19 protein-coding genes and 1 pseudogene are annotated in these 20,332 nt (G+C 63.6%); 17 read left to right on the top strand and 3 right to left on the bottom strand.

Annotation, left to right across the window (positions count from 1 at the left end):
• Positions 1-83 precede the first annotated feature (83 nt).
• Positions 84-254, top strand: a complete 171-nt coding sequence (locus EJ078_RS16675) for a hypothetical protein (protein WP_164750769.1) — start codon at positions 84-86, stop codon at positions 252-254.
• A 63-nt stretch (positions 255-317) separates the two neighbouring features.
• Here EJ078_RS16675 and EJ078_RS16680 read toward each other — a convergent pair whose 3' ends face one another.
• Complete coding sequence (locus EJ078_RS16680; RefSeq protein WP_208720747.1) at positions 318-1,199, bottom strand: LysR family transcriptional regulator; 882 nt, start codon at positions 1,197-1,199, stop codon at positions 318-320.
• A gap of 374 nt (positions 1,200-1,573) precedes the next feature.
• Here EJ078_RS16680 and EJ078_RS16685 point away from each other — a divergent pair, with 374 nt between their 5' ends.
• The 3 genes from EJ078_RS16685 (at position 1,574) to EJ078_RS16695 (ending at position 4,247) form a co-directional block, all read left to right on the top strand.
• Positions 1,574-3,070 carry a CoA-acylating methylmalonate-semialdehyde dehydrogenase gene (locus EJ078_RS16685; RefSeq protein ID WP_127403733.1) on the top strand — a complete coding sequence of 499 codons (1,497 nt, stop codon included), beginning with the start codon at positions 1,574-1,576 and terminating at the stop codon, positions 3,068-3,070.
• Between the two features lie 318 nt (positions 3,071-3,388).
• Positions 3,389-3,688: a hypothetical protein gene (locus EJ078_RS16690; protein ID WP_067001648.1), complete on the top strand. Its 300-nt coding sequence runs from the start codon at positions 3,389-3,391 to the stop codon at positions 3,686-3,688.
• Between the two features lie 241 nt (positions 3,689-3,929).
• Complete coding sequence (locus EJ078_RS16695) at positions 3,930-4,247, top strand: hypothetical protein (protein WP_067319522.1); 318 nt, start codon at positions 3,930-3,932, stop codon at positions 4,245-4,247.
• 42 nt (positions 4,248-4,289) lie between these two features.
• Here the strand turns inward: EJ078_RS16695 and EJ078_RS16700 are convergent, their stop codons facing one another.
• Positions 4,290-4,949 (bottom strand): GntR family transcriptional regulator, encoded by a 660-nt coding sequence (locus tag EJ078_RS16700; RefSeq protein ID WP_127216854.1) that lies wholly within the window; start codon positions 4,947-4,949, stop codon positions 4,290-4,292.
• Positions 4,950-5,064: 115 nt separating this feature from the next.
• On the opposite strand from EJ078_RS16700, the gene EJ078_RS16705 reads away from it, so the two are divergent.
• From EJ078_RS16705 to EJ078_RS16765, 13 genes and pseudogenes are all read left to right on the top strand, one after another.
• Entirely contained in the window at positions 5,065-5,958 is an 894-nt protein-coding gene (locus EJ078_RS16705; protein ID WP_127403732.1) for a dihydrodipicolinate synthase family protein, read from the top strand.
• Between the two features lie 62 nt (positions 5,959-6,020).
• A complete protein-coding gene (locus EJ078_RS16710; protein WP_067319517.1) occupies positions 6,021-7,337 on the top strand; it encodes an FAD-dependent oxidoreductase in 1,317 nt (438 codons plus the stop codon).
• A 36-nt stretch (positions 7,338-7,373) separates the two neighbouring features.
• Positions 7,374-8,375: a 4-hydroxyproline epimerase gene (locus EJ078_RS16715; protein WP_067319515.1), complete on the top strand. Its 1,002-nt coding sequence runs from the start codon at positions 7,374-7,376 to the stop codon at positions 8,373-8,375.
• A gap of 449 nt (positions 8,376-8,824) precedes the next feature.
• Positions 8,825-9,727 carry a branched-chain amino acid ABC transporter permease LivH gene (locus EJ078_RS16720; RefSeq protein ID WP_067001669.1) on the top strand — a complete coding sequence of 301 codons (903 nt, stop codon included), beginning with the start codon at positions 8,825-8,827 and terminating at the stop codon, positions 9,725-9,727.
• Between the two features lie 5 nt (positions 9,728-9,732).
• A complete protein-coding gene (gene livM, locus EJ078_RS16725) occupies positions 9,733-11,124 on the top strand; it encodes a high-affinity branched-chain amino acid ABC transporter permease LivM (protein ID WP_127216787.1) in 1,392 nt (463 codons plus the stop codon).
• Positions 11,124-12,206 (top strand): annotated as a pseudogene (locus tag EJ078_RS16730) (ABC transporter ATP-binding protein); the annotation flags it as partial. The gene livM and the pseudogene EJ078_RS16730, both read left to right, overlap by 1 nt.
• Before the next feature lie 23 nt (positions 12,207-12,229).
• Entirely contained in the window at positions 12,230-12,958 is a 729-nt protein-coding gene (locus tag EJ078_RS16735) for an ABC transporter ATP-binding protein (protein WP_067001678.1), read from the top strand.
• 17 nt (positions 12,959-12,975) lie between these two features.
• Positions 12,976-13,323, top strand: a complete 348-nt coding sequence (locus tag EJ078_RS16740; RefSeq protein WP_067001681.1) for a DUF6867 family protein — start codon at positions 12,976-12,978, stop codon at positions 13,321-13,323.
• A gap of 139 nt (positions 13,324-13,462) precedes the next feature.
• Positions 13,463-14,581, top strand: a complete 1,119-nt coding sequence (locus tag EJ078_RS16745) for a branched-chain amino acid ABC transporter substrate-binding protein (protein ID WP_067001684.1) — start codon at positions 13,463-13,465, stop codon at positions 14,579-14,581.
• 263 nt (positions 14,582-14,844) lie between these two features.
• On the top strand, positions 14,845-18,303 hold the full coding sequence (gene pyc / locus EJ078_RS16750; RefSeq protein ID WP_127404223.1) for a pyruvate carboxylase: 3,459 nt from the start codon (positions 14,845-14,847) through the stop codon (positions 18,301-18,303).
• A gap of 354 nt (positions 18,304-18,657) precedes the next feature.
• Positions 18,658-18,918, top strand: a complete 261-nt coding sequence (locus EJ078_RS16755) for a DUF2312 domain-containing protein (protein ID WP_067001689.1) — start codon at positions 18,658-18,660, stop codon at positions 18,916-18,918.
• Between the two features lie 119 nt (positions 18,919-19,037).
• On the top strand, positions 19,038-19,478 hold the full coding sequence (locus tag EJ078_RS16760; RefSeq protein ID WP_127215692.1) for a hypothetical protein: 441 nt from the start codon (positions 19,038-19,040) through the stop codon (positions 19,476-19,478).
• A 7-nt stretch (positions 19,479-19,485) separates the two neighbouring features.
• Positions 19,486-19,785: a hypothetical protein gene (locus tag EJ078_RS16765; RefSeq protein ID WP_127215693.1), complete on the top strand. Its 300-nt coding sequence runs from the start codon at positions 19,486-19,488 to the stop codon at positions 19,783-19,785.
• Between the two features lie 52 nt (positions 19,786-19,837).
• Here EJ078_RS16765 and msrB read toward each other — a convergent pair whose 3' ends face one another.
• Complete coding sequence (gene msrB, locus EJ078_RS16770; RefSeq protein ID WP_127215694.1) at positions 19,838-20,242, bottom strand: peptide-methionine (R)-S-oxide reductase MsrB; 405 nt, start codon at positions 20,240-20,242, stop codon at positions 19,838-19,840.
• Positions 20,243-20,332: the final 90 nt, after the last annotated feature.

Below are 20,332 nucleotides of genomic sequence, written 5' to 3' on the forward strand. Positions count from 1 at the left end.
TCGGCTCCGCCTTCGGTTCGGCCAGTTTCAGCAACGACAGGCTGGCGCGACTCCCGGACGGCTATCCCGTGCGGATGGCTGACATGGATTTCCACCTCGGCGACGGCGATGTCAGCTTCTACGGCCACGCCAGGATCGCGATTTCGATACGCGACCGCCACTACGGCTTAGTCAACTGCGGGCTCATGGGCAACAGCGCCGAGGAAGCCGGCCGGATGTGGGCGCCGTTCGCCGCTGAGGCCGACAGGTTGTGAATTCTTTCGTCCTCGATGCGCCTTGAAGGCGGTTCCAAAGCGGGTCGGCCTTTTTGGGCGGCATTAGACGAACAACCCCTTTTCCCGCTCCACTGCCTTGGTGATGAAATTGGCGACGAGCTGGACCCGGCGCAGCGGCCTCACCGATTCGTGATAGACCAACCAGTAGGCGCCGCGGATGGGCGCGACGATGTCGACCGGCACCAGTTCCGGCATCGAGCGGGCGACGAAGGTGTGGAGGATGCCGATGCCGGCGCCCGAGCGCACCGCCTCCGCCTGGCCAAGTGCTGACGAGATGGCGAAGCTGGTGCGCCAGTCCGGGCTGAACTCCGCGGCATAGTCGAGCGAAGGGCTGACGATGAGGTCGGGCACATAGCCGATCAGCGTGTGCCGATCGAGCTCGGCTGCTGTCTTCGGCAGGCCGTTGGCTTCCGCATAGGTGCGGGAGGCGAACAGGCCGAGCGTATAGTCGACCAGCTTTCCCGCCACCAATCGCCCTTCGGTCGGCCGCTCGACGGTAATCGCAATGTCGGCCTCGCGCCGCGACAGGGAGAAGGAGCGCGGCACCGGCACCAGCTGGATGGTCAGCTCGCGGTGGAGCGCCGTCAGCTCGCCCAAACGCTTGGCGAGGAAGGCGACACCGAACCCGTCGGGAGCGCCGATGCGCACCGTGCCGGAGACGTCGTCGCCCTCGCCGGCGATGGTCGAGCGCGCGGCGATCATGTCGCTCTCCATGCGCTCGGCAATGTCGAGGAAGCGCTCGCCGGCCGGTGTCAGCTCGCTGCCGGTGGTCAGGCGGCGGAAGAGTTTCGTCCGCAGCGCTTCCTCGAGCGCCGCGAGCCGTCGCGAGACGGTGGCGTGGTTGAGCTCCAGACGTTTTGCCGCGCCGAGGATCTGGCCGGCGCGCGCCACGGCGAGGAAGATGCGGACATCATCCCAGTTCATGGGGATGGTCCAGGTTAGTCGCCAGCGCTGCGTTCCCGCCCACCCCCCTCTGTCCTGCCGGACATCTCCCCCGCAAGGGGGGAGATCGGATGTCGCGTTCGCTTTCGCCAATCGCCAGCGGTGCAGGATGAGCCCCGGCGATGAAACTGCCAATCTCCCCCCATGCGCGGGAGATGTCCGGCAGGACAGAGGGGGTGTGAAGGAACTCAATCTTCGATCCTTTCAATGACCGGATCATCATCACCTTTTGCGGCAATTAATGCACGTCCGACTGCCGCTGTCTATTTCGCGCACAACGGTTGCGTTCTAGCTCGCGTTGCCATTGCGGACGCAAAGGCGGACAATGCCTCATCACCAAAACAGGGAGAGAACCCATGATCGAGTACGGTCATTTCATTGGCGGCAAGCGTGTCGCCGGCAACAGCGGCCGCAAGCAGGACGTCATGCAGCCGATGGACGGCTCGGTGCGCGCAACGGTGGCGCTGGCCTCGGCGCAGGAACTGCGCGCCGCGGTCGAGAACGCCAAGGCCGCGCAGATCAAGTGGGGCGCCACCAACCCGCAGCGCCGCGTGCGCGTGCTGATGAAGTTTCTCGAACTGGTCCAGCGCGACTATGACGAGCTGGCCGACATCCTGGCGCGCGAGCATGGCAAGACCATTGCCGACGCGCGCGGCGACATCCAGCGTGGCCTCGAAGTGGTCGAGGTCTGCATCGGCGCGCCGCATATGATGAAGGGCGAGTTCACCGACGGCGCCGGTCCGGGCATCGACACCTATTCGATGCGCCAGCCGCTCGGCGTCGTCGCCGGCATCACGCCGTTCAACTTCCCGGCGATGATCCCGCTGTGGAAGATCGCGCCGGCGATCGCCTGCGGCAACGCCTTCATCCTGAAGCCTTCGGAGCGCGACCCGGGCGTGCCGATCCGCATCGCCGAGCTGTTCATCGAGGCCGGCCTGCCGGAAGGCGTGCTGAACGTGGTCAACGGCGACAAGGAAGTGGTCGACGCCATCCTCGACGATCCGGACATCAAAGCCGTCGGCTTCGTCGGGTCAACGCCGATTGCGCAGTACATCTATGCGCGCGGCTGCGCGGCGGGAAAACGCGTGCAGTGCTTCGGCGGCGCCAAGAACCACATGATCATCATGCCCGACGCCGACATGGACCAGACGGTCGACGCGCTGGTCGGCGCCGGCTACGGCTCGGCCGGCGAGCGCTGCATGGCGATCTCGGTGGCCGTGCCGGTCGGCAACGACACCGCGAACCGGCTGATGGAAAAGCTGGTACCGCGCGTCGAAAGCCTGAAGGTCGGTCCGTCGACCGACTCCTCGGCCGATTTCGGCCCGCTGGTGACACGCCAAGCCCTGGAACGCGTCAAGGGCTATGTCGATATCGGTGTCAAGGAAGGCGCCAAGCTGGTTGTCGATGGCCGCGGCTTCAAGATGCAGGGCTACGAGAACGGCTACTACATGGGCGGCTGCCTGTTCGACAACGTGACGCCGGAGATGCGCATCTACAAGGAAGAGATCTTCGGGCCGGTGCTTTCGGTGGTGCGCGCGCCGACCTATGAGAACGCCATCAACCTCGCCAACGACCACGAGATGGGCAACGGCGTCGCCATCTTCACCCGCGACGGCGACGCCGCGCGTGACTTTGCTTCCAGGGTCCAGGTCGGCATGGTCGGCGTCAACGTGCCGATCCCGGTGCCGATCGCCTACTACACCTTCGGCGGCTGGAAGGCGTCGTCCTTCGGCGACCTCAACCAGCACGGCCCGGACGCGTTCCGCTTCTACACCAAGACCAAGACGGTCACCTCGCGCTGGCCGTCCGGCATCAAGGACGGCGCCGAGTTCGTCATCCCGACGATGAACTGACCGGACGGTTTTTTTCGAGAGCCTCGTGAGAAAGCGCGGTTTGCACCCGCGCTTTCTGTTTGGGGCCTTGCAGAGGAGGCTGGTTGTCCTTCACCTCATCGATATTTGGCGTAGCTTGTCGTCTCGCCCGGTCGTCGCTTGCAACTTCAGATGCATGATTTGCGACGAGACACGTCGAGGCTGCATCCGCACCTCCTAATGATTCCATGGAACCAACAGGCCGCCATTCGCCTTAGGCTGTATTCCTGCCATGCGTGCAGGCCAATCAAACAGCGCCGGTGGCAGCCGGGGTTCTCGTCTGGCGCGAGGAGGTGTCGGATGACACGATTTCTTATGGCGACGATGTGCCTTGCGGCGGCAGCGCTGTCGGTCGGCCAGGCCAATGCGGCAGCACAATGCGCACCACGCGCCGACATCATCAAGGCGCTCGGCGACAAGTTCCACGAAAGCGAGGCAGGGCGCGGGCTGATCAATCCGAACGTCGTGCTCGAGATCTTTGTCTCCGACCAAGGCAGTTGGACCGTTCTTGCCTCCGATACCAAGGGGCAGAGCTGCATCCTGTCCGTTGGCGAAGGCTGGGACAGCCCGACGATCACGGCAGCCGTGCCGGGAGCCTAACACTCACTGGCGCCACGGCTCGTTCAGTGAAAGCCGCGCCGGCGCCCGCATCAACGCCCGCTTGTCTACCGGGCGCAGCTTCACCATATCGAATGCAGGGAGTGATAAATCTCCCTGCGACAGACCGGAAACCAGAAGGAGTGACGTGATGGCGACGTCGAGTCCGGCCTGGAGCGTTCCGGCACACTGAGGCGGCCGAATGTGCCTCTTTTGCCGGAATGCCACGGCGAAGGAGGTGCCCATGGCACGCAGATTTTCGTTCCGAGTGGTGAAGGCGGCAGTCGCCGGCGCCGTCATGGCTTTGCCCGCAGTCCCGGTGCAGGCGCAAGTCCTCTGCGGGGGCCATGACGATCTGGTCGCGGGGCTGGCAGAGACGTTCGAAGAGAAGCGGCTGGGCTATGGCCTGGGTGGAGACGTCGCCATCTTCGAGGTGTTTGTGTCGGCGAGCGGAACCTGGACCATCTTGATGACCGACGTTAAGGGCCAGAGTTGCATCCTGGCGGCCGGCGAGGGATGGGAGCACACGCTGGCCACCGCGGTCCGGCACCCGGGCGGGTGAACTGCGTAACCGGACAGTTCAGTTAAGCCGGAACCGCTCCGGTCAGCGCGTCGCGGCCGCCTCGGCGTGGTGGCGCAGCAGCGCCATCAATTTCTTGGCGTCCTTGGCGGCGGCTTCCTCGTCGCCGTCGAGGATCGAGCGGATCAGCGCGACGTGGTGCTCGGCCGATTCGGCGAGCCCGGTATCCGCCTTGTAGCGGAACCAGAAGCGCCGGCTGTGCGTCTGCAAGGGCGCCGCCACGCGCGCCGCGAATGGATTGTCGGCGGCGATCGCCAGCGCCTCGTCAAGTTGCTTGTCGGCCTGAATGAAGGAAAGCACGTTGCCGGAGATCACTGCCTTCTGCATGGCAAGGGCTGCTTCGTGAAACAGGTCGGCCGCCTCGCGGGTGACGAAACGGGCGGCCGAGCGGGCAAGCACCACCTCGATGCCGCGCCTGGCATCGATAACGCGCAGCCAGTCGCCGGGGTGGAGCGGAGCGACCGCGATGCCGGCGCGTGGTCTGACGTCGAGCAAGCCCTCCCAGGCCAGCCTTTGGATCGCTTCGCGCACCGGGGTACGGCCGAAGCCGAGCCGCTCGATCAGTGCACCTTCGGTGACGAAGCTTGAAGGCGCCAGTTCAAGAGTGACGATCATGTGCTCCAGCACACGATAGGCCCTGGTCGCAACCGGCTCGAAGGTTGCGCTCGTGTCGTTGGATATCAATGCGGATATCAATGGGCCAGCTCCTGATATATTTTTCATATATCATAGCGGATTCAGCATTGACAGCCCGCGTCTTAATAAATATACCGCTGATATATCAGACGGAGAGATAGCCATGTGGGCCGGAGTTTTCCCTGCAGTCACGACCAAATTCACCCCCGACGACCGCCTCGATCATGCCGAAATGGAGCGTTGTTTCTCCTTGCAGATGGAGGCCGGCTGCGACGGCATCATCGTCTGCGGCTCGCTCGGCGAAGGGCCAATGCTGTCGCATGACGAGAAGATCGAAGTGCTGAAGACGGCGCAGAAGGTCGCCGGGACAAAGCCGGTGCTTCTGACCGTCAACGAACCCGGCACCCGCGAGGCGGCAAGCATCGCATGCCGCGCAGCCAAGGAAGGCGCCAACGGCCTGATGGTGGTGCCGAGCCCGATCTACCACACCAATGCCGAAGAGACGGTCGCCGCACTTCGCGCCGTCGCGGAGGCCGGCGACCTGCCTGTCATGATCTACTCCAACCGGCTCGCCTATCGCGTCGACGTCACTGTCGACCTGATGGAGGAGCTGGCGTCCGACAAGCGCTTCGTCGCAATCAAGGAATCGTCGGACGACATCCGCCGCTCGACCGAGATCATCAATCGCCTCGGCGACCGCTACGACCTCTTCACCGGCGTCGACAACCTCGCCTTCGAGGCGCTGTCGGTCGGCGCCATCGGCTGGGTGGCGGGCCTTGTCACGGCCTTCCCGCGTGAGACCGTCGCCATCTACCAGTTGATGAGAAAAGGTCGCCGCGAAGAAGCGCTGAAGATTTACCGCTGGTTCAGGCCACTGCTCGACCTCGATGTCTCGACCTACCTGGTCCAAAACATCAAGCTTGCCGAAGTGCTGGCGATCGGTACCAATGACCGCGTTCGCATGCCGCGCCAGCCGCTGTCGGGCGAGCGCCGGAAGGCGGTTGAAAAGATCGTCAGGGATGCGCTGGCCGCGCGGCCGGAACTGCCGGCGTTCTGATAGCCTTCTGCTCCCGTTCACGCGGAGCAGATGGCGGCAGACAGACGAGGGACAGCGCCAGCGTGCAAGGAAATGCCAAGCCGACCGAAGAGGGGCGCCGCCCTTCATCCGCCCGTCGGGCGCCTTCTCCCCGTGACCGGGGAGAAGGAGAAGATATCGCCATCATCGGCGGCGGCATCATCGGCATTTGCGCCGCCACCTTGCTCGCGGAGGCGGGACGCAGCGTCACCATTTTCGATCGGACGGGCATTTGCGAGGAGACGAGCTCCGGCAACGCTGCCGCCTTCGCCTTCTCCGACGTGCTGCCGCTGGCGCATAAGGGGATGATCAGGCAGTTGCCGAAATGGCTTGCCGATCCGCTGGGGCCTCTTGCCATCCCGCCGGCCTATCTGCCTAAACTTCTTCCCTGGCTGTTCCGCTTCTGGCGCGCGGGCGCCGCCAGGCACTTCGAGGCGAGCCTTGCGGCGCAGGCCGGCATGATGAAGCTCGCCGAAGCCGAATGGATGGGTTTGCTCGACCGCTCTGGCACGCGGCCGATGCTGCATGAGGACGGCTCGCTCGAACTCTACGAAAGCGAGGCCGAGTTCCGCGCCTCGCTGTCCGGCTGGAGGGCGCGCGAACGTTTCGGCATAGGCTTCCGCCATGTCGAGGGTGAGGGGATGGCGGCGCTGCAGCCGGGTCTTTCGCCGCGCTTCGTCAAGGGCACCTTCGTGCCGGGGTGGAAGACAGTCGCCGATCCGAAACTGCTCGGCAAGGCGATCTGGGCCTATGCGGAGCGGCTCGGCGCGCGCTTCGAGCACGCGCGCGTCGAGCGTATCGGGACCGGAACAAACGGCGTCACGCTTATGCTTGCGGACGGCACGGCCCGAAAAGCGAAGCAGCTCGTGATCGCCGCCGGCGCCTGGTCGCATCTGCTGGCCAAAGATATCGGCGACCGCATCCCGCTGGAGACCGAGCGCGGTTACAACACCACGCTGCCGGTGTCGGCCTTCGACGTGAAGCGGCAGCTGATCTTTTCCGGGCACGGCTTCGTCATCACGCCGCTGGAAACCGGCTTGCGCGTCGGCGGCGCCGTCGAGCTCGGAGGCATCGAACGAGCGCCGAATTTCGCGCGCTCGAAGGCGATGCTGGAAAAAGCCAAGCGTTTCCTGCCCGGGCTCGATCCGTCGGGCGGCCGCGAGTGGATGGGCTTCCGGCCATCGCTGCCGGATTCGCTGCCGGTCATCGGCAGGGCGCGGGCGCCGAACATCGTCTACGCTTTCGGCCACGGCCATCTCGGCCTGACCCAGGCGGCAGCGACCGGCCGCTCGATCCGAGATCTCCTTCTCGGGCAGGAGCCGCCGATCGATCTCACTCCTTTCCGCCCGCAACGGTTCTGACAATTCGCCAGAATTCTGATATTTCAGGGAGCCATCATGGCCAAGACATCCTTCTTCTGCATCGACGGCCACACCTGCGGCAATCCGGTGAGGCTGGTTGCCGGCGGCGGCCCACTGCTAGAAGGCGCGACGATGATGGAACGGCGGGCGCATTTCCTCGCCGAATATGACTGGATCCGGACCGGGCTGATGTTCGAGCCGCGCGGTCATGACGTGATGTCCGGCTCGATCCTCTATCCGCCGACGCGCGAGGACTGCGATATCGCGATCCTCTTCATCGAAACCTCGGGCTGCCTGCCGATGTGCGGCCACGGCACCATCGGCACCGTGACGATGGCGATCGAGCATGGGCTGGTGAGGCCGAAGACGCCGGGCGTGCTCAGGCTCGACACGCCGGCCGGCCTAGTCGTCGCCGAATACAAACAGGTCGGCGAATATGTCGAGGAGGTGCGCATCACCAACGTGCCGTCCTTCCTTTACGCCGAAGGGCTGTCGGTGGAGTGCCCGGTGCTTGGCGAGATCAGCGTCGACGTCGCTTATGGCGGCAATTTCTATGCCATCGTCGAGCCGCAGGAGAACTACCGCGACATGGCCGACCATTCGGCCGCCGACCTCATCGCCTGGAGCCCGCTTGTGCGCCAGCGCCTGAACGAGAAATACTCGTTCGTTCACCCGGAAAATCCGGGCATCAACCGGCTGTCGCACATGCTGTGGACCGGCAAGCCGAGAGATGCCGAGGCCGATGCCCGCAATGCCGTATTCTATGGCGACAAGGCGATCGACCGCTCGCCTTGCGGCACCGGCACCTCGGCGCGCATGGCGCAGCTCCACGCCAAGGGTAGGCTCGAGGTCGGCGACAGTTTTGTCCATGAGTCGATCATCGGCTCGCTGTTCAAGGGCAGGGTCGAAAAGGAGGTCAGCGTCGCCGGCAAACCAGCCATCATCCCCTCGATCGGCGGCTGGGCGCGCATGACCGGACTGAACACCATCTTCATCGACGACCGCGATCCGTTCGCGCACGGGTTCATCGTCACCTGATCGCTCCCGTTCGGCGTCAGGCCGCCTCGTCGTTCGTCGAAACCTGACTACCGAACCAATCGGCAAAGGTGATTTCGGCCGCCGTTCGCCTCGCCGTCACATGACCGTCATACCGAGCAGAATCCTGACTTGGCGGAATGCGCGGGACGGCAAATCGAGCGCTGCCGCTGACGCAAGGATCTTCTCATCAATTTATTTTGACGGCGATTTCTTCGAAACGACGCGCATGATACGGCTTAATCGTCAAAGACATTGCGTTGTGCCAATGATAGGGTCCGCGATAGTCCAGGGGCCGGGTGCGAGAAAGCGGGCAATCGGGCAGCGTGCTTCCAAACCACGCGCGGCGATTGAAAAATCACGTTGCAATCCGGGCTTGAAACTTTACGACTAGGGGCAATACGAAAAGGAATGCGTCCTCGAAGGCGACATTCCAGGGGAGCCGCTTAAATATGCAGTATTTCGTCCAGCAGCTTATCAACGGGCTGACGCTGGGATCTATCTACGGGCTGATCGCGATCGGCTACACGATGGTCTACGGCATCATCGGCATGATCAATTTCGCCCATGGCGATATCTTCATGGTGGGCGCCTTCACGGCCCTCATCGTCTTCCTGATCCTCGGCGCGATGTTCTATTCGGTGCCGGTGGTGGTGGCGCTCCTGATCATGATGATCGTGGGCATGCTGCTCACCAGTCTTTACAACTGGACGATCGAGAAGGTGGCCTACAGGCCGCTGCGCGGATCGTTCCGGCTCGCGCCGCTGATCACCGCCATCGGCATGTCGATCGCCCTGTCCAACTTCGTGCAGGTCACGCAAGGGCCGCGCAACAAGCCGATCCCGCCGCTGGTCAGCCAGGTCTATACGATCGACGGCATCAGCGTCTCGCTGAAGCAGATCATCATCGTGCTCGTCACTGCCGTGCTGCTGGCGATCTTCTGGTATCTCGTCAACAGGACGGCATTGGGGCGGGCGCAGCGCGCCTGCGAGCAGGACCGCAAGATGGCGGCGCTGCTTGGCGTCGACGTCGACCGCACTATCTCCATCACCTTCATCATGGGCGCAGCGCTTGCCGCGGTCGCCGGGACGCTTTTCTTGATGTATTATGGCGTGGTGGTCTTCTCAGACGGTTTCGTGCCGGGCGTGAAGGCCTTCACGGCGGCGGTGCTTGGCGGCATCGGCTCGCTGCCGGGCGCAGTGCTCGGCGGGCTTTTGATCGGCTTCATCGAGAGCATGTGGTCGGCCTATTTCTCGATCGACTACAAGGACGTCGCGGCCTTCTCGATCCTGGCGATCGTGCTCATCTTCCTGCCCTCCGGCATCCTGGGCCGGCCTGAAGTCGAAAAGGTCTGATCCTCATGGCCGTTACCGTTTCTCCGGAGCGCGACGTCGTCGCTACTCCCATCCAGCGCGCGTTCCGCGAAGCGCTCTACGCCGGCGCCATCGCGCTCGGCCTGTTCGTGCTGTTCATCGGTCTCAGGACCGATCAGAACATCAACAACGAGCTGATCCTGGTGCAGCGCTGGGGCCTGCTCGCCCTGGTGGTTCTCGCCGTTGTCGTCGGGCGCTTCCTCTATGTTGCCTATGCGGTTCCGGCGCTCGAACGATCAAGGGCTGAAAGGGCCAAGGCGCCTGCAGTCGCCGTGGAGCCCGGCTTCGTGCGGCGAAACTTCAACAAGATCGGCGCCACGGTGCTGATCCTCTATCCAGTGGCGATGGTGCTCCTGTTCGGCTTCCAGGGCTCGCTCAAATGGGTCGACAATTTCGGCATCCAGATCCTGATCTATGTGATGCTGGCCTGGGGCCTCAACATCGTCATCGGGCTAGCCGGCCTGCTCGACCTCGGCTATGTCGCCTTTTACGCCGTTGGCGCCTATGCCTATGCGCTGCTCGGCACGCATTTTGGCCTGTCGTTTTGGATCCTGCTGCCTGCCGCCGGCGCCATGGCCGCCTTCTGGGGCGTCATGCTCGGCTTCCCGGTGCTGCGGCTGCGCGGCGACTATCTGGCGATCGTCACGCTCGCCTTCGGCGAGATCATCCGTCTGGTGCTGATCAACTGGCGTGAGGTGACCAACGGCTCGGCCGGCATTTCCGGCATCCCGAAGGTCTCCTTCTTCGGGCTCATGTCGTTCAACGTCTCGGCCCCGAACTACATCGCCAAGGTGCTGGGCATCGCCCAGTCGGGCGCCTACTACAAGATCTTCCTCTATTATCTCATCCTGGCGCTCTGCTTCCTCACCGCCTTCGTCACCATCAGGCTCCGCCGCCTGCCGGTGGGCCGCGCCTGGGAAGCGCTGCGCGAGGACGAGATCGCCTGCCGCTCGCTCGGCATCAATACCACCACCACCAAGCTGACGGCGTTCGCTACCGGCGCCATGTTCGGCGGCTTCGCCGGCTCGTTCTTCGCCGCGCGCCAGGGCTTCGTCAGCCCGGAATCCTTCGTCTTCCTTGAATCGGCGATCATCCTGGCCATCGTCGTGCTCGGCGGCATGGGCTCGTTGGGCGGTATCGCGGTGGCGGCGCTGGTGATGATCGGCGGCACCGAGATCCTGCGCGAGCTGGGCTTCCTCAAGGTGGTGTTCGGTCCGGACTTCACGCCGGAGCTCTACCGCATGCTATTGTTCGGCGTTGCGATGGTGATCGTCATGCTGTGGAAGCCGCGCGGCTTCGTCGGCAGTCGAGAACCAACAGCCTTCCTCAAGGAGCGAAAAGCGGTCTCAGGCTCCTTCACCAAGGAGGGCCACGGCTGATGAACGCGCAAGTTTCCATGAACGACTTCATCCTGCAGGTCGAGCATCTGTCGATGAAGTTCGGCGGCCTGATCGCCATCGGCGACCTGTCGTTCCAGGCCAAGCGCGGCGAGATCACCGCGCTGATCGGACCGAACGGCGCCGGCAAGACGACCGTGTTCAATTGCATCACCGGCTTCTACAAACCTTCGGAAGGCATGATCACGCTCAGCCGGCGCGACGGCTCGAACTATTTGCTCGAGCGCCTGCCCAATCACGAGATCCCCGCGCGCGCCAAGGTAGCGCGCACCTTCCAGAACATCCGCCTGTTCTCGGGCATGACGCTGCTGGAGAACCTCCTGGTCGCCCAGCACAACAAGCTGATGAAGGCCTCGGGCTATACCTTCCTCGGCCTGTTCGGCTTCTCCAGCTACCGGCAGGCCTCGGCTGAATCGATCGATCTCGCCAAGCACTGGCTGGAAAAGGCCAATCTCGTCGACCGCGCCGACGATCCGGCCGGCGACCTGCCCTATGGCGCGCAACGGCGGCTGGAGATCGCGCGCGCCATGTGCACCGGACCTGAGCTTTTGTGCCTCGACGAGCCGGCCGCCGGTCTCAATCCGAAGGAATCGGCCTCGCTCAATGAACTGCTGATGGACATCAAGGACAACACCGGCACGTCGATCCTGCTCATCGAGCACGACATGTCGGTGGTCATGCAGATCTCCGATCACGTCGTGGTGCTGGAGTACGGCCGCAAGATCTCCGACGGCAGCCCGCAGTCGGTCCGGACCGATCCGCGCGTGATCGCCGCGTATCTCGGCGTCGACGACGAGGAAGTGGAAGAGGTGCTGACCGAAGTCGGCGACGAGGATGTCATCGAGCAGCTCGATACCGGGCCTGATGCGGCGCACGGGCCGGGCAGTTCCGCCTCGATGATGGCGGGGCCGGTTTCCGACACTGTCGAACACGCGGACGAGGGCGAACGGGTCATGGTATCGAGAGGCGCCTCGAAAGCGGCTCAGGTCGATGCCAAAGCCAAAGCGCCAAGAAAGTCGTCCGAGCGGGCCACGGGCAAGCCGGCCGCGAAATCCTCGACAGCCAAGCCGCGCGGAGGGCATAAGTAATGGCCGGCACAACGCTGCTCGATATCAAGGGCGTGCAGACCTATTACGGCAACATCCGTGCGCTGAACGGTGTCGACGTCACCGTCAACCAAGGTGAGATCGTGGCGCTGATCGGGGCCAATGGCGCCGGCAAGTCGACGTTGATGATGACGATCTTCGGCGCGCCGCGTGCGCGCAGCGGCTCCATCACCTTTGCCGGCAACGACATCACGCAGTTGCCGACGCACGAGATCGCGCGGATGCGCATCGCCCAGTCGCCTGAGGGACGCCGCATCTTTCCGCGCATGACGGTGATGGAAAACCTGCAGATGGGCGCCAGCCTCGACAACCTAAAACATTTTGACGAGGATGCCGAGAAGGTGTTTGCGCTGTTCCCGCGGCTGAAGGAGCGCATCGGCCAGCGCGGCGGCACGCTCTCGGGCGGCGAGCAGCAGATGCTGTCGATCGGCCGTGCGCTGATGGCCCGGCCGAAGCTGCTCCTGCTCGACGAGCCGTCGCTGGGATTGGCGCCGCTGATCGTCAAGCAGATCTTCGATGCAATCCGCGAATTGAACCGGACCCAAGGGCTGACCGTGTTCCTAGTCGAGCAGAACGCTTTCGGCGCGCTGAAGCTCGCCAATCGCGGCTACGTCATGGTCAACGGCAATGTGACGATGAGCGGCACCGGCAAGGAGCTGCTCGCCAATCCGGAAGTGCGCGCCGCCTATCTCGAAGGCGGCCACCACTGAGTTCAGGAGACTTCATCATGCAGGGCATTCTCTACGAGGAAGCCTCGATCTGGCAGTTCCTGTTCGTCACCTGCCTGCTCGGCGGATGGGCGGCGTGGATGACCGGCAAGGCGAGCGCGCAGACTTGGCGCAGCTTCTTTCAGCTGTTCCTCTATATGCTCGGACTCGGCATCGGCATAAGGTTCATCCACCACGCGCTGTTCGACGGCACGATGTTTTCGCTGCACTACTATATCGTCGACACTATCGTGCTAATGATACTGGGCTTCCTTGGTTATCAATACACGCGCACGAACCAGATGGTCACTCAGTATAATTGGCTCTACGAAAGAGCCTCCTTATTGAGCTGGAAACCAAAGGGTTGACGTTCATGATCAACGCCGTTCCGGGGAATGAATTTGGCGTGACAAGTGCCTGAAAATCGGCATTCTATGCTTTCTGCGATAAGGGTGGGCATCGCATGAAAGTATCATCCACGCCCACTCCGTAAATGGGAGCGTTTCAATGAAAAAATCACTCTTGTCCGCCGTGGCGCTGACCGCGTTCATCGCGTTCAGCGGCAGCGCGTGGGCCGACATTCTGATCGGCGTCGCCGGTCCGATCACCGGTCCGAACGCGGCCTTCGGCGCGCAGCTGCAGAAGGGCGCCGAACAGGCGGTCGCCGACATCAACGCGGCTGGCGGAGTCCTCGGCCAGCAGCTTAAGCTGAGCGTGGGTGACGACGTGTCGGATCCGAAGCAGGGCATCTCGGTCGCCAACAAGTTTGTCGCCGACGGCATCAAGTTCGTCGATGGCCACTTCAATTCGGGCGTCTCAATTCCTGCGTCGGAAGTCTATGCCGAGAATGGCATCCTCGAAATCACGCCGGCCGCGACCAATCCCAAGTTCACCGAACGCGGCATGTGGAATACGTTCCGCACCTGCGGACGCGACGACCAACAGGGCAAGGTTGCCGGCGACTATGTCGCCAAGAACTTCAAGGACGCCAAGATCGCGCTCATCCATGACAAGACCCCTTATGGCCAGGGCCTTGCCGACGAAACCAAGAAGGCGCTCAACGCCAATGGCGTCAACGAAGCCATGTATGAAGGCATCAATGTCGGCGACAAGGACTTCTCGGCGCTCATCGCCAAGATGAAGGAAGCCGGTATCTCCGTCGTCTACTATGGCGGCCTGCATACGGAAGCCGGCCTCATCATCCGCCAGCTCGCCGACCAGGGCCTCAAGGCCCAGTTCATGTCGGGCGACGGCATCGTGTCGAACGAGCTCGCCTCGATCGCCGGCGACGCCGTCCAAGGCACGCTGATGACGTTCGCGCCGGATCCGCGCAAGAACCCGAACGCCAAGGAGCTCGTGGAGAAGTTCCGCGCTGCCGGTTTCGAACCGGAGGCCTACACGCTCTACTCCTACGCCGCGATCCAGATCATCGCTGCGGCCATCACGAAGACCGGCTCCGCCGACGATGCGCAGAAAGTCGCCGAGACGATCAAGTCGGGCGGCCCCTGGAAGACCGCCATCGGCGACATTGGTTATGACTCCAAGGGCGACATCACCCGCCCGGACTACGTCATGTACACCTGGAAGAAGGGCGAAGACGGCAAGTACTCCTACTTCGAGCAATAAGCCGGCAAAGAAGATCCGACTTTCCGAGATGCCCGGCGCTGAGCGCCGGGCATTTTTTGTTTGGCTGGGCATCCAGCCTGCCATCATGTCCCCGCCAGGTTCGTCGGCGTTGTCGTCCAGGCGCTCGGAGGCCGTTGGGAGGTTTTGGCGCAAACAAGAGATTTAAATCGATTGAAGTGTCGCGCTATTTTGTTTGCGCTGCAGCATTTTCACGCTAATCATTGCGCCGGTTCACCTCACCTTCCGCTACTGGAGCCCAGTCCTTGGCAATCACGAAAATCCTCGTCGCCAACCGGTCCGAAATCGCCATCCGCGTCTTTCGCGCGGCCAACGAACTAGGCCTCAAAACCGTGGCGATCTGGGCGGAAGAGGACAAATATTCGCTGCACCGCTTCAAGGCCGACGAAAGCTACCAGGTCGGGCGCGGTCCGCATCTCACCAAAGACATGGGTCCGATCGAAAGCTATCTGTCGATCGACGAGGTGATCCGCGTCGCGCGCCTCTCGGGTGCCGATGCGATCCACCCCGGCTACGGCCTGTTGTCGGAAAGCCCCGAATTCGCCGAGGCCTGTGCTGCCGCCGGCATCACCTTCATCGGGCCGAAGCCCGAGACGATGCGCCGGCTCGGCAACAAGGTGGCGGCGCGCAACCTGGCGATCGAGGTCGGCGTGCCGGTCGTGCCCGCCACCGATCCGCTGCCCGACGATATGGACGAGGTGAAAAAGCTCGCTGCGGAAATAGGCTATCCGGTGATGCTCAAGGCCTCGTGGGGTGGCGGCGGCCGCGGCATGCGCGCCATCCGCGCTGAAGCCGACCTCGCGCGCGAAGTCATGGAAGGCAAACGCGAGGCGAAGGCCGCCTTCGGCAAGGACGAGGTCTATCTCGAAAAGCTGATCGAGCGCGCCCGCCATGTCGAGGTGCAGGTGCTGGGCGATACCCAGGGCAATGCCGTGCATCTGTTCGAGCGCGACTGCTCGATCCAGCGCCGCAACCAGAAGGTCGTCGAACGTGCGCCGGCTCCCTACCTCGGCGAGAAACTGCGCGAGGAACTCTGCGGCTACGCGCTGAAGATCGCGCGCGAGACCAGCTACATCGGAGCCGGCACCGTCGAGTTCCTGCAGGACGCCGACACCGGCAAGTTCTATTTCATCGAGGTCAACCCGCGCATCCAGGTCGAGCATACCGTCACCGAGATGGTGACCGGCATCGATATCGTGAAGGCGCAAATCCACATCCTCGACGGCTTCGCCATCGGCACGCCGGAGTCCGGCGTGCCGGCGCAGAAGGACATCAAGCTCAACGGCCACGCCCTGCAGTGCCGCATTACCACCGAGGACCCGGAACACAATTTCATCCCCGATTACGGGCGCATCACCGCATATCGCGGCGCCACCGGCTTCGGCATCCGGCTCGACGGCGGCACCGCCTATTCGGGCGCGGTCATCACCCGGTTCTACGATCCGCTGCTCGAAAAGGTGACGGCCTGGGCGCCGACGCCGGCCGAGACGATCGCGCGCATGAACCGGGCATTGCGCGAGTTCCGCATCCGCGGCGTCGCCACCAATCTCACCTTCCTCGAAGCGATCATCAACCACCCGAGCTTCGCCGACAATTCCTACACCACCAAGTTCATCGACACGACGCCGGAGCTGTTCGAGCAGGTCAAGCGGCAGGACCGCGCCACCAAGCTGCTCAACTATCTCGCCGACGTCAGCGTCAACGGCCATCCCGAGACGCGCGGACGGCCGGTGCCGAAGGCGGATGCGGCGGCACCTGTGGTGCCCTATCTCAACGGCAAGGTGCCGGACGGCAGCAAGCAGCGGCTCGACGCGCTTGGGCCTCAGAAGTTCGCGGCATGGATGCGCGAGCAAGCCCAGGTGCTCGTTACCGACACGACGATGCGCGACGGACACCAGTCGCTGCTCGCCACCCGCATGCGCACCTGCGACATCGCTGGCATCGCCGGCACCTATGCGCGGGCGCTGCCGCAACTGCTCTCACTGGAATGCTGGGGCGGCGCCACCTTCGACGTCGCCATGCGCTTCCTCACCGAGGATCCATGGGAGCGTCTGAGCAGAGTGCGCGAGGCAGCCCCCAATCTTCTGCTGCAGATGCTTCTGCGCGGTGCTAACGGCGTCGGCTACACCAACTATCCCGACAATGTCGTGCAGCATTTCGTTAGACAGGCAGCCGCCGGCGGCGTCGACCTGTTCCGCGTCTTCGACTGCTTGAACTGGGTCGAGAACATGCGCGTCGCCATGGACGCGGTGGGCGCCGAGGGCAAGCTGATCGAAGCGGCGATGTGCTACACCGGCGACATACTCGATCCGGAGCGCGCCAAATACGACCTGAAATATTATGTCGGGCTGGCGAAGGAACTGGAAGCGGCCGGCGCGCATATCATCGCCGTCAAGGACATGGCGGGCCTGTTGAAGCCCTCGGCGGCGCGCGTGCTGTTCAAGGCGCTGCGCGAAGAGACCGACCTGCCGATCCATTTCCACACGCACGACACCTCCGGCCTGTCGGCGGCGACGGTTCTGGCGGCGGTCGAGACCGGCGTCGACGCCATCGACGCGGCGATGGATTCGTTCTCCGGCAACACCTCGCAGCCTTGTCTCGGCTCGATCGTCGAGGCGCTCAAGGGTACCGAGCGCGACCCCGGCCTCGACCCCCAGTGGATCCGCCACATCTCGTTCTACTGGGAAGCGGTTCGCAACCAATACGCCGCCTTTGAAAGCGACCTCAAGGGACCGGCCTCGGAAGTCTATCTGCACGAGATGCCGGGCGGCCAGTTCACCAATCTCAAGGAACAGGCGCGCTCGCTTGGGCTCGAAACGCGCTGGCACGAGGTGGCGCAGGCCTATCACGACGTCAACCTGATGTTCGGCGACATCGTCAAGGTGACGCCGTCGTCGAAAGTGGTCGGCGACATGGCGCTGATGATGGTGAGCCAGGACCTCACAGTCGCCGATGTCGAGAACCCGGCGAAGGACATCGCCTTCCCGGATTCGGTCGTCTCGATGCTGCGCGGCGATCTCGGCCAGTCGCCCGGCGGTTGGCCGCAAGCTCTGCAGAAGAAGGCGCTGAAGGGCGAAAAGCCGATCACCGTCCGGCCCGGCTCGCTGCTGAAGCCCGCGAACCTCAAGGCCAGCCGCAAGGAGATCGAGGAGAAGCTCGAGCGCAAGCTCACCGAGTTCGAATTCGCCTCCTGGCTGATGTATCCGAAAGTCTTCACCGACTTCGCCGCCGCTCAGGAGACCTATGGCCCGGTCAGCGTGCTGCCGACGCCGACCTATTTCTACGGCATGAAGTCGGAAGACGAGATCTTCGTCGACATCGAGAAGGGCAAGACCCTGGTGATACGCTGCCAGGCGTTCGGCGACGTCGACGAAAAAGGCATGGTCACCGTCTTCTTCGAGCTCAACGGCCAGCCGCGTCGCGTGAAGGTGCCGGACCGCGCGCATGGCGCTTCGGCCGCCAAGGCGCGGCGCAAGGCCGAGCCGGGCAACGAGGCGCATGTCGGAGCGCCGATGCCGGGCGTGGTGTCGGCTCTTGCCGTGTCGCCAGGCCAGGCGGTCAAGGCGGGCGACGTGCTGCTCTCGATCGAGGCGATGAAGATGGAGACCGCGTTGCACGCCGAGCGCGACGGCGTGGTGGCAGAGGTGCTGGTCAAGGCCGGCGACCAGATCGATGCGAAGGATTTGCTCATCGCCTTTGGCTGAATGTGCTGATCTTCAGGTGAGGCCGGCCTGCAAAACGCCGGCTTCCTGGGGTTCCGGCCTTCGCCGCCGAAGCACTCACCAGGCACGTCGCAGTTAAGGCTACGGCCAGCTTAGGCCCGTGCCCACGTACTCCAAGCATGCTGGGCTCCGGTTCTCGGAACAACCATTCTCGCCGCTTCGCGTCCGTCTTCGACTCCGGCTCGGCCTGACCAGAATCTCAGCACAGCCTGGGGTGCTCCAACCCTTCATGCCGCATCGATAATGTCTTGACCCGCCGCGCCTGCTCGGGCATCGAACCCGCTCCAATTTTGCCGGGCGGGAATCGCCTGGCGCAAAAAAACGCGGAGAGAAAAAATGGCCGACGAGATCACCGAGACCAGCCAGACTGTAGCCGCCGGCCAGCTGCGCGCCATCATCGAGCGCATCGAGCGGCTCGAGGAAGAAAAGAAGACGATTTCCGACGACATCAAGGACGTCTATGGCGAGGCCAAGGGCACCGGCTTCGACACCAAGGCGATCCGCACCATCGTCCGGCTGCGCAAGAAGGATCAGGCCGAGCGCCAGGAGGAGGAGTCGATCCTCGATCTGTACAAGGCCGCGCTCGGCATGGTCTAAGGCTCGCGGCTAGAGCAGTTCAGCGTTTGATGGAATCGCTGAACTGCTCCAACCATTTGCTTTTGCGCAATTCCGGACGGAAACCGTTACACTTCCTGAAATTGCCTCCAGGGACGGCCATGAGTGAGTTCGACTTCGGCGGCCATCGCGCTTCGGAGTTCCGGCATCGCGGGTTCTGGGCGCTGTTCGCCGAACGGCACCCGGAAGAAAGAGCGCGGCTGGCGCGACGCGGGCCATGGTTCTGGCGGCGCGGAATGCCGGAGTTCGCCCTGGTGCTGTCCATGTATGTCGCGCCAAGCGAGAACGTGGTCGGCGTCTTCTTCGGCCGCAACGAGAAGCTCGGCGCGACGGAGGTCTGGACGCGGCTTATGCCATTCCAACCGGCGATCGAGGCGCGGCTGAAGCTCAGGCCGGAGCAGAGCGCGCAGAATCTCGGCATAAATTCGCAGTGGCGGGTCAACTGCTTTGCCGAGGACAATTGGCCGGCCATGGCCGACTGGCTGGCGACGGAATGCTCGCGCTTCGAGCAAGCCGTCACCCAAGTGCTGAGGCAGGAGTAGAGCACAGATGGTTGCCGGCTTCTTCCGCTCGCGCTGGCAAGGCATTGTGCCGCTCGACCGGCTGTTCTGGCGCGACATGCTGCTCGCCGGCACGGCGATCAACATCGCTTCGTCCGGGCTGGCGCTTGTCCTGCTTGGGCTGAAGCTGCCGCTCTGGCTGGTGCTCACGGTGCATTTCCTTCCCGTCCCCTACAACATCTTTCTCGCCCTTGCCGTCTGGCGAACGGCGGAAACGGCCGGCGGGTTCAAGGCGCAGTTGATGATGCTGGGCTCGGCGCTCTGGCTGATCGCGACGGTCGTTGTCTGAATCGAAAAAGGGCGGCCGAAGCCGCCCTTACAGAGCTACCACGAACTGGCTGTCAGGCCGCCGGCTCGAAGCGCAGCGCCACGCCGTTGATGCAATAGCGCTGGCCGGTCGGCGGCGGACCGTCCTCGAAGACATGGCCGAGATGGCTGCCGCAACGCGAGCAGTGGCACTCGGTGCGGACCATGCCGTAGCTGCGGTCGACGGTGGTCTCGATCGAGCCCGGGACCGGATCGTTGAAGCTCGGCCAGCCGGTTCCGCTCTCGAACTTCAGCTTGGATTCGAACAGCGGCTGGTCGCAGCCGACGCAGAAGAAAGTGCCGGCGCGCTTCTCGTAGAGCAGGGCGCAGCTGCCGGGACGCTCGGTGCCGTGGTTGCGCATGACGGCATACTGCTCCGGCGTCAGCCGGGCGCGCCACTCGGCATCGGTGCGGGTGACGGGATAGGCGTGGGTGTCCATGAAATCTCCTCGGCCTTGGCGGCTCGTTGTTGGTTGGCATGTCATGTTCGCACGAAGATAGGTGTTTGTTACACCACTGACCAGCGCTGG

It is taken from the genome of Mesorhizobium sp. M1A.F.Ca.IN.022.06.1.1 (genome assembly GCF_003952605.1).
Classification (GTDB): domain Bacteria; phylum Pseudomonadota; class Alphaproteobacteria; order Rhizobiales; family Rhizobiaceae; genus Mesorhizobium.

Bases quoted from the DNA above. Each gene is read 5' to 3' on its own strand.
- EJ078_RS16675 (WP_164750769.1), top strand. From the start codon at position 84: ATGGATTTCCACCTCGGCGACGGCGATGTCAGCTTCTACGGCCACGCC.
- EJ078_RS16680 (WP_208720747.1), bottom strand. From the start codon at position 1,199: ATGAACTGGGATGATGTCCGCATCTTCCTCGCCGTGGCGCGCGCCGGC.
- EJ078_RS16685 (WP_127403733.1), top strand. From the start codon at position 1,574: ATGATCGAGTACGGTCATTTCATTGGCGGCAAGCGTGTCGCCGGCAAC.
- EJ078_RS16690 (WP_067001648.1), top strand. From the start codon at position 3,389: ATGACACGATTTCTTATGGCGACGATGTGCCTTGCGGCGGCAGCGCTG.
- EJ078_RS16695 (WP_067319522.1), top strand. From the start codon at position 3,930: ATGGCACGCAGATTTTCGTTCCGAGTGGTGAAGGCGGCAGTCGCCGGC.
- EJ078_RS16705 (WP_127403732.1), top strand. From the start codon at position 5,065: ATGTGGGCCGGAGTTTTCCCTGCAGTCACGACCAAATTCACCCCCGAC.
- EJ078_RS16715 (WP_067319515.1), top strand. From the start codon at position 7,374: ATGGCCAAGACATCCTTCTTCTGCATCGACGGCCACACCTGCGGCAAT.
- EJ078_RS16720 (WP_067001669.1), top strand. From the start codon at position 8,825: ATGCAGTATTTCGTCCAGCAGCTTATCAACGGGCTGACGCTGGGATCT.
- livM (WP_127216787.1), top strand. From the start codon at position 9,733: ATGGCCGTTACCGTTTCTCCGGAGCGCGACGTCGTCGCTACTCCCATC.
- EJ078_RS16735 (WP_067001678.1), top strand. From the start codon at position 12,230: ATGGCCGGCACAACGCTGCTCGATATCAAGGGCGTGCAGACCTATTAC.
- EJ078_RS16740 (WP_067001681.1), top strand. From the start codon at position 12,976: ATGCAGGGCATTCTCTACGAGGAAGCCTCGATCTGGCAGTTCCTGTTC.
- EJ078_RS16745 (WP_067001684.1), top strand. From the start codon at position 13,463: ATGAAAAAATCACTCTTGTCCGCCGTGGCGCTGACCGCGTTCATCGCG.
- EJ078_RS16755 (WP_067001689.1), top strand. From the start codon at position 18,658: ATGGCCGACGAGATCACCGAGACCAGCCAGACTGTAGCCGCCGGCCAG.
- EJ078_RS16760 (WP_127215692.1), top strand. From the start codon at position 19,038: ATGAGTGAGTTCGACTTCGGCGGCCATCGCGCTTCGGAGTTCCGGCAT.
- EJ078_RS16765 (WP_127215693.1), top strand. From the start codon at position 19,486: ATGGTTGCCGGCTTCTTCCGCTCGCGCTGGCAAGGCATTGTGCCGCTC.
- msrB (WP_127215694.1), bottom strand. From the start codon at position 20,242: ATGGACACCCACGCCTATCCCGTCACCCGCACCGATGCCGAGTGGCGC.